Genomic DNA, 12,960 nt, shown 5'->3' with positions numbered 1-12,960 from the left:
CGATACCATCTGATTTGACGCAATGCCTGTAGCAAGTGAAAAATCGGGCGCCGCGATCCATGCGCGGACACGGGGACATCCCCTCACACGTGGCTCGTTCTCGCCAGTGTCAAAGGTCGTCATCCGGGCAGCCACCTTCCTCGTATTCGTAGATGATTCCGCACTTAAGGCAGCGCTCGCCAGCATAATTTTCGTTGTACTGCAGCCCACACCCACAACCGCACTTCGGACAGAAGTCGGCGTCCTCGACGTCTGACCACTTCCATGCGCCGACATACTCCGGCAAGCCGTCCCTGTCGCGAGACAGGATCTCGAAGGCATTGTCTTCTGTCGCAATGTACGCGCAGACGCCGTGTGACTTCAACGTGTCGAGGACCTGACCGGGATGAATCGTGAACCATTCAAGGTGAGCATGATGCGCGGTGTAATGTTCGTGAAGACGTGACTCCAGAAGATGATCGTTGTCGCTGTCGATCCAACCCATCAGCTTCAGTTCATAAGGGCTACCCGTCTGCAAGGCGCGAAGTCGGGCCCGAATATCCCGGCTACGGCCAATTTTTACGCGCAGGGAGTCGTGATCTTCGTTCTCGTTTTCAGCGATGAAATAAACAGGCATTGTTTTCCTTGACTCACGATTTGAGACTGGACTTTGAGTCACCCTAGCCGCGCGTTTGGCCGGTGCGACGATTATCAACAATCCCGGTCCATTTTCGGCACGATTCCTTTCCGGCATCCTTCCCGGTTGCCGCGTTGTGGCGAGCGCGCGGTGCTACTATCATCCAGTAACGCACGCGTTCGCCGCGTCCGCGCGCAATGCAACCCGAGCTCTCTTTTTCCCACCTAAGTTCGCTTTCTGACGGCTTCGTACAGAAACCGCCTTCGCCGCTCCGCGGACCCCTATGCGCCCGCGAAGGTGCGTTAGGCGGCGGGTTTCGCAGCAAGCAGGCGGAAATGTTCGAGGAGATCCTGCGGCAGCCTGATCGACGTCGCATCGGCAACGGCGGGAAGCAGTGCGGCAAGGAAGCCTTCGTCATCGTCAGCCATCGACAATAGCATCGCAATGTTCGGCACGGTCCTTTCGGGGCAAGAAAGGCGGAATCGTTCCGACACGATGATCCGCGTCCACGCCTCACGCTGCCAGGACGCAATTGTGCGGATGAGGAAGTTGCCAAAATAAGACCGAGCCGTGTACAGGAAAAAACGTATGCCCGCGATGCAATATGCTTGCGGCGTCAGTCTTGCGTCCGTCGAGAACCAGCCGGCCTCATCGATCAGTGCCTCGTCAGAAGTTGATGCGTGGGGCCGGCCAGGCGTTGCGCTGACGCGTGAAAGCAAAGTCTGCGCGAGCCCGCCAGCGAACTCTGCATCCAGTGTCGCCTTCATATCCGCGAGCATCTCTGATTCGTGCGAGCAGGCAGCGCGAATGCAATAGGCGAGGACTACATCCCTTGCGAGTCCTGCAACGACCGGAAGCGAAACATCACTTCGCGGCAACGCTGGTACCGTTCCACGTGCTGGCTTGAGGATATCGAAGGTCGCCATGATTTCGGCCTTCCTTTCCGTCGCGTACACCCTCGCCTCAATGTACTCCCACAGATGCCGTGCGAAAGTAGTACTAACATTCATTTGGGCCATGTCATGCGTCAACCGCTTTGTACGTAGGCTGACTTCCAGCGGGGGAATCTGTCCGTCGACGAGCAGCACATTTAGGCGATCGGTGATGCCAGCGTTGATGCCACCCGACATTTCTGTCTCGGCAAGCATATACCAGGCAACGTCGATCGAGGTAAGTGGGCGCCCCGCAATCGCCTGCGGTGGTTCGGGATTGCTACAACACCCGGGCACCACCCGGATCGGCTCGCCGTCGATCTCGATCCCGCTTCGTTCTACGCAGGACTGCGCCCACAGGACAACGTGACGGACAACATGGTGGCAATACAGGGCGCGAAGTGATGAGGCTGGATCGAGGGTTGCCAGCGCAGTCAGCGCATCGCGCAGGCCTGTGAGCGCCTGCTCGACCGCACCACAGTGCAGGGCCGCCACTGCCGCGTCCGCGCCCAGACCTATGGCCATGACCGCCATGTCGGGGAGTTCGACCTGCGCTGCAGCCTGCCTGCTCTCCAAGAACCAGGTCTCGGCCAGCGCCCACTCGCCGCAATGGGCTGCGCTCATCGCGGCCTCCCGCAATGCGTTAGCGCGCTCAACAGGATTGTCACGCGCCACTTCGTCCGCGATCTCCCGAAGGATCTCCAAGGAGCGCGAGTGGTCCTGCCGGCGCCAGTACACCCTGGCCCGGGCGCGGGACAGCAGCACGTCCTCGCCCAGTGCCCGGACCGCTTCATCCAGCACATCCAGCGCGCCGCCACTATCGTTGAGGTACTCATCAAACATGACGGCCCGGGCTATCCAGCATTGCGCGGTCAGGGATCTGAGGCCCCACGAAGCGGTCGTAGACGCCATCCGCAGGTACCGCCCGGCCGCGTCGACTGCGTCCAGCACACCGCGTTGACGCTCCAGCGTCCATGGTCCGCTTACGAACACCGACCAGTCGGGAACAACGTCCGTGATACCCAGTAGATAGTGCGAACGGCGCCCGGGGTCGATGTCGTCGAGTTGCCCGATGAGGCGCTCCAGTCGGGCCACGCTCGACAGACCTGCCGTACCAATGGTAAATAGGACCGCGAACACGTCTGCAGACCGGTCGTTACCCCGTTCGAAGTTGTGGCGCAGACGGCTCAGGAGTTCGTCGCCATTTGTCGCCTTCTCAAACGCCTGAAGGAGAGCAAGCCAGTTGTCAACGTATTGCGCAACGGACATCGTCCCGAGCACGACAGCGTACGCTACCACCCTGAAAGCACGCCCCGATTCGTCATCTGGCTGCCGTCCGGCCTCGGAAAATAGAGCGAATGCGCACGCCCCGGCCCTTTCGAAGTCCCGGGCAGCGGCAAGGATCTTGAACTGCGCAAGCCGCAACATACCCGATACACGGGCATGTTCTGGAAAAATCGGCCTGTCAGTACGCCGTAGTCTCAGTGCCAGCAGGTTATCCGCGAGAAGCGTCAGTGTGCGTTCATCGGCAGTCAGGATGCTGTGTGAGAGGATGAATAGGACCCCAGCGTTCTTCCCGCCCATCGCGTGTATCAGGATCGAGTCCGCATCGCCGGCATTGATGGTGCCGCCGGCCGTCAGTTGCGTCGCAATCTGGCTATGGATGCGGGTCTGTTCCACGGGTGTGAGCGTCTCCTGTCCGGAGCCGGCCGCAAGTGGAGAAACGCGATATTGCCGCCGACCGGTAATTTCCAGCCAGGGCCCGATCAGCGCATCCAGGCCTTCTCCCGCCTGCGCGACGGGCTCCGGCACCTGTGCGATAGACAACGCCATGGCGCGGTCGAAGTGGCCTGATGCCAGGCTCAGCCGATAAAGGAGCGTTCGCGCGTTTTCCGGGAGTGCCGATACCAGTGCCCGCCTTGCGGCCTCCCGCACTGCCTCGACGTCGTCCGACGAAAGACCTCGGGCAAGAAACTCCCCGATCGCACTGGCTGGCCAGCCGCGCGCGCCCATCTCTGATACAAAGGCGTGGACCAGTTGTGGGTGCCCAGATGCACCGGCGACATGAGCCAGACGCCCCCATAGTTTGGGGTCGCCGCCGTAAAGCGTGACCAGATCCGCTGTTTCTTCTGCCGTAAAGTACGGACAGTCGATCCGGCAGTCCGGAGCGAGCCCGGCATTGAAAAGGGATGTCGCCGTCGGCGCGAAATAGCACGTGACGATAACGGCGAGATCGCGCCTTCGCAACGCCTCAAAGAGAATCGCGAGCGACGAAGCTACGAGTGCGTCGTTAAATGCGTTCAGATCGTCCAGGATAATCGTGCGCGCCTGAAGGGCCCCAATGCGCGAGACCAGTGCATCCAGTCGACTCCGCGTCTCGTGCGCGTCAACACCCCGGAACTCCACGACCACGAAGCTCCCGGCCAGACGTCTCGCCACGACCTGCGCAATCGAGGACTTTCCAAGGCCGCTTGCGCCGACGATGAAACTGGCGCCAAGCCGACGGACCAGTTCAGTCACGCCGGACTCGATTGCTGTACGGGGGACCATGCGCCGTCCGGAGGGCAGTGCACTGCCGTCGATAATCCAGCCTGGTTCAGCGAGGGCGAGGTGGACGCCCGCGTTCTGCTGTCCTAACAGCGAATTGGCAAGTCCAGAAGTGAGCAGCGTCATCAGGTCGGCCGTCGCGCGCGGCACGAAGATCCGGGTAGCCTCATCCACGGTTGCATAAAGGCCGGAGCGCGTCAGAATGCGTTCTTCCACCCTGCTCGCAATGCTCCTTTGCAACACACAATAGATAAGTACGTCGGCAAGGCGTTTCGCTTCGGGCGCGGCAAGTCTGAATACATCGCGGCCAATCAGAACAAGCCGCTCCTCCAGTTCCAGGCGCAGTGCGGCGAGGTCCGGCTTGCCGCAGTCCCAGTGAATCCTGCGCAGCAGATCGCTGCGAACGGCTTCGTCATCCCTGGCTTTCACAAACCCCTGCACTGGCAGCGCAAAGCCGTCGTTCTCGAGGATCGACCTCAGCGGCGCGACATCAGCGCCTGTTGCAGCATTGCGCCAATACGCGAGACCTGCAATTCCGCCAGGCCGGTCGCTGATTGACCGTTCGGTCCCGATCTCTGAAGTCGTGAGGTAGCGTAACCGGACATCCGCCGTCGGGTTACGCTCGCTCAACGACACAAAACTGGCGATCGCCTCCCGCACTCCAGCCGAGTTGAGAGTGATCGATCCCGACATTTCAGTGTCCCTGACCTGAACTGCTTCAAGGGCGCCACGGGCGATCACTGCGTAATCTTCCGCAACTTCCAGAAACAGCCGGCCCTGTGCGTCGATGTCCAGCCAGGCAAGCGCAGCTGCCGTCACCTGATACGCATAGCCACGCAGAGCATCGACCGCCTGACGTGCAGCGTCGCCCTGCGGCACCAACCCGCCGTGTCCGGCAGTAAAAAGCTCTGTGTTGCTCGCCATTGTTGTTTCTCTGGATAGACGTCACACAGTCCGGATCGTCTGGCGGTCCCTGCTGTGCCGGGTGCAAAGTCTATCATCCGGCGAAAGGGCCCTTTCGGCACATCCCGGCTACCCAGCGACTATCCAGATTGCATGACAACGCGCCCGTTTTCGACTCCACCCAAGCCAGTAGGTACCCTCGCACACACCTGAAAATCGTATACTGCCCGGCACTATCATCGCGGAACCCAGCAAATGCAGGTCTTCACTTACCGAAGTGCCGGACAGTGGGAAATGACACAGCCACCCGTCGAGAAGGGCGAACCCGTGGCAGATCCGGCGCTCGACGAAATTCGCCGCAGTCTGTCCGACTGTTTCCGGTGCAGTAACCTGGTTGTTCTCACAGGCCTCGGGACATCGTTGCACGTGAATGTTGATGCGGAAAAACGCGCCGAAGGTCGCAAGCCGGTCGAAGGCAAAAGACTGGCGCCAACCATGTGGGACCTGTGGTCAAAAGTGCGCGAGGTGACCGGTGACGATTTCGAGCAGGTTCTTGCGCTTTCACGTCTACCAGAAAATGAGCAGCGAAAAGGAAATATCGAGGCGCTGCTTTCTCACTGCAAGATCGCCGCCGAGTTCCTGGCTGATCAGGATGGGCGCGAGGCCGTCCGCCGGTTCATTCACGCGGCCGAATCGACGGTTCGGGACGCTGTGCGTTTCCTGGAGCCCGATGATGACGTAGCCGTACACGCAGACTTTCTGCGCCAGACTGTCGCGCCGCTCACCGCGCAAGATGCGCAGCAAGCTCTTCACCACGAACTATGATCTGTGCTTTGAGTACGCCGCGCGTAAGGGACGCTACGTCGTGATCGACGGCTTCTCGCACGCCAGCCCACAGGTCTTCGACAGCCTTTACTTCACGTACGACATCGTCAGGCGCGACAGCAATCCCGATAGCCATGATTTCATCTCAAACGTCTTTCTGCTCTACAAGTTGCATGGATCGATTGACTGGATGAGAAACCCGGTAACGAACGAGATCGAGAAAAAGCCTGATTGCGACAGTCCGCTGCTCGTCTATCCCCGCAACACAAAATATGAACTCGCGTTCGAGCAACCCTATTTTGAGATGATGTCGTCGCTTCAGGCGGCGCTTCGCCAACCCGACACTGGTTTGCTGATCCTCGGCTTCGGCTTTAACGACAACCACATTGCGGAACCTATCCTGTCGGCGATCAACTCGAATCTTGGTCTAAAGGTAGCCGTATGTGACCCGGGCCTGGGCTGGCGCATGAACAATCCGAAACAGGCGGGAATTGATGCAACGAATGCACACCTGAAGAAGATCCGTTACCTCATCGAGCATGGCGATGCCCGCCTTGCGCTGATCAGCGCCACGTTCGAGGAAATCGTGCCTCATCTGCCCGACATTGCAGCTGAAACGGATCTCGAGCAGCACCTGGAGCGTCTCCGGCGTCTGCGAGGCGAAAAAGAATGAACAGGCGCCTGTCCACCAGCCCGTTCGATCCGAGCAGGTATGTCGGCTCCGTATCGTATGTGAGTCCCGACGCTGCGAAGATCAATCTGCCTTTTGCCGCAAGCGTGTCGGCGCGCCAGTATTCGGGATACGCAGTTCTCGGCGGCCAGGTGGGTGAGTTTGTCTTCATCGAAGGGGAAGGACTTGCCGTGCTCGGCCGGATTACCGAGGTCCGGCTGCCGGACAATGAACGGCTCAAGGCAGAACCTGTGCTGGGTGAGCGCCCCGACGCGCATCCGGTCGGTTTCGTGCAGTTACTGACGACACTCGAGCTGGCAAGCGGCAAGGTGATTTCTGGCATTCCGGTTCATCCCCGCATCGGCCAGCAGGTCTATTCGGCACACCCCCTTCTGGTCAAACACATCGTCGAGGGCAACAACGCCGGCGTTGCCGGGCTCATTGAACTGGCGACGATTTCGCAGGAATCGGGTACCCGGGTAAATGTTAGCCCCGCACATATGTTTGGCAGGCACTGTGCGGTGCTTGGCGCTACAGGAGGGGGCAAGAGTTGGACCGTGGCAAGGATCGTCCAGGAAGCCGCCCGCATCGGCGGCAAAATCATCCTGATCGATCCGACGGGGGAATTTCATACCTTCACGGAAGGTGTCCATGCGATCCATCTGGGAGGCGAGCGAGAAAGCAAAGACGATCCCCGCCAGTTCGTCGGTTTTCCATACTGGCAGCTCACCGAGGCCGATCTTTTCGCCATCTTCCAGCCTAGTCCCGGGGCGCAAGTACCCAAGCTGCGCGAAGCGCTGCGCAGCCTCAAGCTCAACTACGTCCTGAACGGCGAAGAGGAGCCCCTGACCATCAAGAAGGCAGGCGCCGTCCGTCGGGAATTCAACGTTGCCTGGGCCCGCCATGAAGGAACTGTCGAGGCCGAAGGCGCCCGATACCTTATTTCGCAGCTCGGAAAGCAGATCTTCGAGGAGTGCGTCTACGAAAACGGCGGCTCCCTGACGAAACCTGACTATTCCGTGTGGGGCGGGTACGACGAACGCACAAAAGGCTATTGCGAAACACTCGTCGCGAAGATCTATTCGATTACCCGCTCGAAATCATTGCGCTGCCTCTTCCATCCGCAGGCATTCGAGGCGTCACTCACTGGCCAGATCGATGCATTTCTCGAATCTGGCAACCGGGTTCTCCGGATTTCGATGGAGTTCCTGCCGTTTGATCACAACGCCCGTGAACTGCTGGCAAATGCCATCGGACGCTATCTGCTCGGTATGGCTCGTCAACGTGTCTTCGAAAAGATGCCTGTAGTCGTTGTGCTGGATGAGGCGCACCAGTTCTTGAACCGGAACATGGGCGACGAAAACAACCGCATACACCTGGATGCTTTTGGATTGATTGCCAAGGAGGGGCGAAAGTATGGTCTGACGACGATCCTGGCGACGCAACGCCCGCGCGACGTGCCCGAGGATGTGCTAAGCCAGATGGGTGTGTTTATCGTCCATCGGCTCATCAATGAACGGGATCGCGACGTTGTCGAAAAAGCGTGCGGGAATCTGGACGGTTCGGCGGCAGCATTCCTGCCGACGCTTGGGCAGGGCGAGGCCATTCTGGTGGGTGTCGATTTTCCGATGCCCACGCCCGTCAAGATAACCGAGCCGGAACACCCGCCCAAGTCAGAAGGGCCGGCTTACCACAGATTCTGGAAAGCGTAACCGCGCCGCGGTTAGCGGCAGCAGCCCCTGACAGCGAAGACACCGCAAAGTGGTACTTCGCTAAGTCTCGCCGCCTGCTTGTCAGCAGGCCAGCAGGGACGAAGGTCAGACGCTGACGGGTTCGTCGCGCACGATGTTCCTGGCTGGCTTGCCGGCCTTTCGAACAACGTCAGCGATATGACTCGTGAGGCCGATCTCTCCGACCAGCACGATCCCCTCGTTTTCGGGGAGTGTATCGAGCGCGCTCCGCAACGCATTGAGCCCCGTCGAAACATAAAAGCGGTTCCAGACCTTTGCCTCGCCCGGCACCAGAATCCCTTCTGCGGTCTGTGTCGCACCCCGATGCAACTGGACGATCCAGACTTTTTTTCCATCGTGCACCCACTCGAAGCGCACGGGACCAAGTCGCTCTCGAAGAAAATTGAAGATGGACATAACGTCTGCAGTGATTTGCTGCGGTAACTGCTCGGGAAGTCTTATTCCAAGCATCAGATCTTCACCTTCGCCCCGCTTTCCTTCGATGACCGGTTTGTCACTGGCATCGACGATCAGCGCGCCCGAGTATTGCGCGCGGACACCCCGTTGGGACAGAACGGACGCAATGGCAGACCCTTCTGGATCTTCTTCAGCCAGAAGCCTGAAAGGATCAAGCCACCCGTGATGGGTTGTGTACTTGCCGGGCACCTGTTCCTTCGGGCACGTGCGGAGCCACCATTCAGAGTTACCAGTGTCGCGACCAAAGGAGAAAGGCGCGACCCGACGTCCGATGACCGTTGTGTACGGTACGTCGACACCTGCCTGCATTGCCATGATCAGCCCGAATGCCTTGTCGCCAACATGCCGACTGAATGCGTTGGGCCAGGCATTCTTCGCCTGCAGCGACTTGAACCCGACCCGTTCAAGTTCCCAGCCGATCACGTGCGTATGCTTCCAGCCGCAGGGTCGTGGGTGAATACTGAGTTCGAGCCGAAAATCGTCATCGAATCTGATGTCGATCGGAAATCCATATACCAGTTGAAGCAGGTCGATGGCCTGACGACGCGGCAACGAGGCGACGCCTGGCTTTTCCACGCAGCGCGGCGTGTCATCAGGCGCAAATTCCATGATGCCCCCTTCGAGCACCCCGGAAACGCCTCCATCGCTCACGTCGATGGTTTCATTCACGATGACGTGAAAGCCGGCCGCTGCGATCCGCCTGACAGCGTCGACTACAGCATCCTTGTCCGAGAGACCATAGATAAACTCGTGACTTCTCGGGTCATTTGGCAGAAAGCTGCGCACATTGACCGTTCGCTCAGCGCTTCTTGCCAGAAGCACCTCGACAGCATCCGATATCGTCGCAAACTGATGGTTCGCCTCATAGCCGAGCACGCGCGCGTAGGCCTGAAGCGGCACCGCGCCCGGCGCATAGCTGACGAACTGTGCGACATTGAAAACCTCGGCCAGACGGTCGAGAGATTCATCCTTGCGAAAATTCATTTTGATCGGACCTGCTTCATTAATGTTGATCAGCGAATCGCCGGAGCTTGGCAGCGAGTTTTATAAGGAACTGAAAATCGTGGCCACGCGCCTCAATATCGTTTGCCGCATCGAGGAGCATGTTCATGCCTGTCGCGCGGTCGATGTGCTCGCCCCGGTGGTCTTTCACTGTCAATCCACCGTCGATTGCATGGCGAAATTCCGCACAACAGCCGAGGCTATATTGCCACTGCGGAACCATCACCATGTCCGACGCAAAGGTGTCGATCACCTTTAACCAGAAGGACACGTAGTTTGTCTGGCCCCAACCGTTCACCTCGAGTGTGGCGGGTTCAATGACGAGGCGACCTGTGCGTCGCGTCTGTCGCGTAACCTCCGCAATCATCGCCTGGTTCGCGCTGACTACGTCCCGACGCAAGGCGTCAAGATAGTCCTCGCTTCCATGCACAAGGTGAGAGCCCGTACGAAGGTACCAGTTGATGAAGTGCTGGCCTGTCGTTATCGGACCGCTCACGTAGGTCGCGGTTTTGCCATCAACTACACAGGCAATCGCCTGAAGTAGCTGCTCATCGTTCAATGCCACGGATTGGCAGCTGTTTTCCATGCGGGCCCAACCCTGATTCGTTGTGATGTCCCTGTCAGATGTGTCGGCCACGTGCGCGTTTCACGACACATCCTCGGTCTATTCCTGTGGCTGTGGCTTCGGTGGCTTGCATCGCAGGAGCACGCCCGCGACTGCCTGTGTAGCACGCTCATTGAGCTCCGGAGCGTACTTGGCCACCACACCCACCGCGCCCTCCTTGCCTTCAATCTCAACGGCGATCACCCGATAGCACTTGCCGACAACGGCGATCGCCGACTGGGACATCGTGTCTTTTGGAAGGTCGAACGTTTCATTCGCCGCGAGCTTCCCAGGCGGAAGCGCCCTGCCCAGATGGGCTTCACAGTACAGCGCCAGCAGGCAGAGAAACTCCCGGATCGGCGTTTCACGTACAGGAAGAGGATCGTCCTCTTTAGTGGCGAAACGGCTCTGGTAAGCCTCGAGCGAAGTCGTACGCGCCCGGGCCTCCAGCGCTTTCGCGAGCAATTCGACGGTAGGCGCGTCGCTGCCCCTCATTTCCTTGACTGCCCCTTCAATGTCGCTAAATCCGAGAAACAGCGACTCCCTTTTCAGCGTGATCCATTGTTCGTCCAGAATGCGAACGTCGCCAAAGAGACGTTTCTCATACTTCTCCTTCGCAGGATTCATCGGCTCTTCGCCGATCCACTGCTGGATGAAGTATTTCCGCTTGTCTGCATCCGGGGGCAGGACGAGATAGCTGCGGTCAATGCGGCCGGTCCGCTTGATCGCCGCATCGATGCGGTCTTCATAGTTGGTCGCCACAACGAAGAGACACCGCTGTCTGCGACGCAGGTCGTTCAGCTTGGTCAACATGCCTGGCGTCATGAACTGGAACACGGTGTCCTGCTTGCCATACCGCTCCGAGTCCCGGTCCAGCAGGAAGTGGTCAATCTCGTCAAACAGCACGACGCAGTCCGGCTGCGCCATCAGCACCGTAAAGATATCCTTGGCTCGTGCTTCGAGCTGCGCTCCTCCCTCGGCCAGGAAGTCGCTGACCGTGATGGTAATGAACCGCAGGTTCAGCACGGCGGCCAGCCCACTGGCGACAGTGGTTTTGCCCGTACCCGGCGGCCCGTACAGCAGCATCGAGAAGTTCGGATCGCCCCCCTCGCCCGTCCGCGGACCGATAAAGTCTTTTCTGATGCGACGATAGATCGAGAGTCGCTGTTCCTTGCCGACGCCATTGTCCGGGTTCACCGCTTCGTGGCTCGCCGTCACTGCTTCCCATGAACTCACCTTCGGCGTCTTTTCGGTGAACCGGGAAAGGACCAGCGTGGTGCGGGCGACATGTCGGTGGAGCGCGTTTCTGAACGACAGCAGGAATTCCATCACCTGGCTCGTTTCCCAGAGGTGAATGACCTCCGGGTCGTTGACATGTTCGGAATGCCAGCCAATCCGCACGCCGCCTTCACGTTGCAAACGGAGCGCGCGCGCCCGCAACCATTGCCAGTAACGACGCAGCAGCCCGACACAGCGCGAACCGTACGTGTCCTGCAACGAATCACCATCAAGCAGCGCACACGCCCGCATCAGGGAGTTGGCGATCTCGACGCTCACCGGAAACAGTGCATAGCCCTTCTGCGTAGTGAGAAAGGGCTTGACCGGCCGCCAGTAAGGGCTCTGTTTCTGCACTTCAGACAGCACCGAGATCACGCGGTCGAAGACCGTGCGATCCACCGTGTTCTCCTGGCAGATCAGCATGCCTTCCAGGCAGAACATTAGTTCAGCGGGGTCAAAACGGCTGTCTGGAATCGAGCTGAATGACAGCTGTTCATGCAACAACCGCTCGAAGTACTGATAGCACGCCGTGAAGCAGTCCTGCACCTGACTGGCCGGCAAGTGAGCGGAGAGGCGCTGCAAGGCCTGCACCAGCCGGAGCACGGTGAATGCGTGCGGCTGGACCTTGGCTTGCGACTCGGCCGTGTCACTCTCGTTACCGGGGTCCAGCAGTTCCGTGAACTTATTAGGATTGCACAGCCAGCTGCGCGCCTTGCTCAGAACGGTCAACGCGACCTGTTTGGCGATCGTTTCCCACTCCGCCGGTGCGGTCGCCGCCTTGTCGTCCCGATAGATGCCCTTCCAGTCGGCGCTCGCCACTTCGGCCACCCAGGCCAGCGTGAAGATATCGTTTTTGCCGTACGTCGTGGAAAACGTGCTGGCCGTCCCGGATGGCCGAACAACGCTGGACAGAATGGCGCCCGCCCCCTTGACTACAGCCGGCAGCGAATTGTTCTGCGTTCCGTTCTGGGCCGTGGACCCTTCGTTCCCGCTTGCAATGGCGAACACGTTCCGCTTGATCCCGCCGGGGCTCGTGTCGACAGTGTCGAAATGTCCCCCGAACCGCAGCAGCGCGTCGAGGATCATTGCTGTCGTGCTTTGGGACGGAGCCTTCTGCGTCCTTGCGCCCGCACGGGGGCTGACGCCCTTGCTCGCCCGGATTTCATAGGGCCATGCTGCCGACGGATCGAACTCCAGTCGGTAGACTTCGGTGACGCTGACGAGCATCTGCTCGACTTCGTCAATATCACGGGTGTCCGATGGGTACTGGTTAGTCAGATAGTCTTGCAGGTCTGTCATCACTGGTCTCTCGCGACTGCGTTGCCTCTCCAGCACAGAATTGTACCTGTCCGCCGCGGGCATGCGGACACCCGCGC

8 protein-coding genes are annotated in these 12,960 nt (G+C 59.5%); 3 read left to right on the top strand and 5 right to left on the bottom strand.

Going from position 1 to position 12,960, the window contains the following annotated elements; genetic code table 11:
- Positions 1 to 109 precede the first annotated feature (109 nt).
- Positions 110 to 616, bottom strand: coding sequence for a GIY-YIG nuclease family protein (locus Q0L30_RS12325; RefSeq protein WP_296655286.1), 507 nt, complete (start codon positions 614 to 616; stop codon positions 110 to 112).
- Between the two features lie 302 nt (positions 617 to 918).
- The gene (locus tag Q0L30_RS12320; protein ID WP_296655285.1) at positions 919 to 5,019 is read right to left on the bottom strand and encodes an AAA family ATPase; all 4,101 of its coding nucleotides are present in this window, start codon (positions 5,017 to 5,019) and stop codon (positions 919 to 921) included.
- A gap of 234 nt (positions 5,020 to 5,253) precedes the next feature.
- On the opposite strand from Q0L30_RS12320, the gene Q0L30_RS12315 reads away from it, so the two are divergent.
- From Q0L30_RS12315 to Q0L30_RS12305, 3 genes are read left to right on the top strand one after another with little or no spacing between them, the layout of a single operon-like run.
- The gene (locus tag Q0L30_RS12315; RefSeq protein ID WP_296655283.1) at positions 5,254 to 5,823 is read left to right on the top strand and encodes a hypothetical protein; all 570 of its coding nucleotides are present in this window, start codon (positions 5,254 to 5,256) and stop codon (positions 5,821 to 5,823) included.
- Positions 5,792 to 6,496 (top strand): SIR2 family protein, encoded by a 705-nt coding sequence (locus Q0L30_RS12310; RefSeq protein ID WP_296655282.1) that lies wholly within the window; start codon positions 5,792 to 5,794, stop codon positions 6,494 to 6,496. Before Q0L30_RS12315 ends, Q0L30_RS12310 begins: the two co-directional genes overlap by 32 nt.
- Positions 6,493 to 8,205: an ATP-binding protein gene (locus Q0L30_RS12305; protein ID WP_296655280.1), complete on the top strand. Its 1,713-nt coding sequence runs from the start codon at positions 6,493 to 6,495 to the stop codon at positions 8,203 to 8,205. Before Q0L30_RS12310 ends, Q0L30_RS12305 begins: the two co-directional genes overlap by 4 nt.
- A gap of 105 nt (positions 8,206 to 8,310) precedes the next feature.
- Here the strand turns inward: Q0L30_RS12305 and Q0L30_RS12300 are convergent, their stop codons facing one another.
- The 3 genes from Q0L30_RS12300 to Q0L30_RS12290 all read right to left on the bottom strand — a co-directional run bounded on the left by Q0L30_RS12300 (position 8,311) and on the right by Q0L30_RS12290 (position 12,883).
- Entirely contained in the window at positions 8,311 to 9,684 is a 1,374-nt protein-coding gene (locus Q0L30_RS12300) for a hypothetical protein (RefSeq protein ID WP_296655278.1), read from the bottom strand.
- Positions 9,685 to 9,703: 19 nt separating this feature from the next.
- Entirely contained in the window at positions 9,704 to 10,288 is a 585-nt protein-coding gene (locus Q0L30_RS12295; protein WP_296655276.1) for a DUF4406 domain-containing protein, read from the bottom strand.
- A 78-nt stretch (positions 10,289 to 10,366) separates the two neighbouring features.
- On the bottom strand, positions 10,367 to 12,883 hold the full coding sequence (locus tag Q0L30_RS12290) for an ATP-binding protein (RefSeq protein WP_296655275.1): 2,517 nt from the start codon (positions 12,881 to 12,883) through the stop codon (positions 10,367 to 10,369).
- Positions 12,884 to 12,960 lie beyond the last annotated feature (77 nt).

Source organism: Paraburkholderia sp., from assembly GCF_024281035.1.
Classification (GTDB): domain Bacteria; phylum Pseudomonadota; class Gammaproteobacteria; order Burkholderiales; family Burkholderiaceae; genus Paraburkholderia.
This window is presented reverse-complemented; position numbering and strand designations above follow the sequence as displayed.

What these genes read in the sequence shown, in the direction of transcription:
- Q0L30_RS12325 (WP_296655286.1), bottom strand. Translation starts at nt 616, where the DNA reads ATGCCTGTTTATTTCATCGCTGAAAACGAGAACGAAGATCACGACTCC.
- Q0L30_RS12320 (WP_296655285.1), bottom strand. Translation starts at nt 5,019, where the DNA reads ATGGCGAGCAACACAGAGCTTTTTACTGCCGGACACGGCGGGTTGGTG.
- Q0L30_RS12315 (WP_296655283.1), top strand. Translation starts at nt 5,254, where the DNA reads ATGCAGGTCTTCACTTACCGAAGTGCCGGACAGTGGGAAATGACACAG.
- Q0L30_RS12310 (WP_296655282.1), top strand. Translation starts at nt 5,792, where the DNA reads ATGCGCAGCAAGCTCTTCACCACGAACTATGATCTGTGCTTTGAGTAC.
- Q0L30_RS12305 (WP_296655280.1), top strand. Translation starts at nt 6,493, where the DNA reads ATGAACAGGCGCCTGTCCACCAGCCCGTTCGATCCGAGCAGGTATGTC.
- Q0L30_RS12300 (WP_296655278.1), bottom strand. Translation starts at nt 9,684, where the DNA reads ATGAATTTTCGCAAGGATGAATCTCTCGACCGTCTGGCCGAGGTTTTC.
- Q0L30_RS12295 (WP_296655276.1), bottom strand. Translation starts at nt 10,288, where the DNA reads ATGGAAAACAGCTGCCAATCCGTGGCATTGAACGATGAGCAGCTACTT.
- Q0L30_RS12290 (WP_296655275.1), bottom strand. Translation starts at nt 12,883, where the DNA reads ATGACAGACCTGCAAGACTATCTGACTAACCAGTACCCATCGGACACC.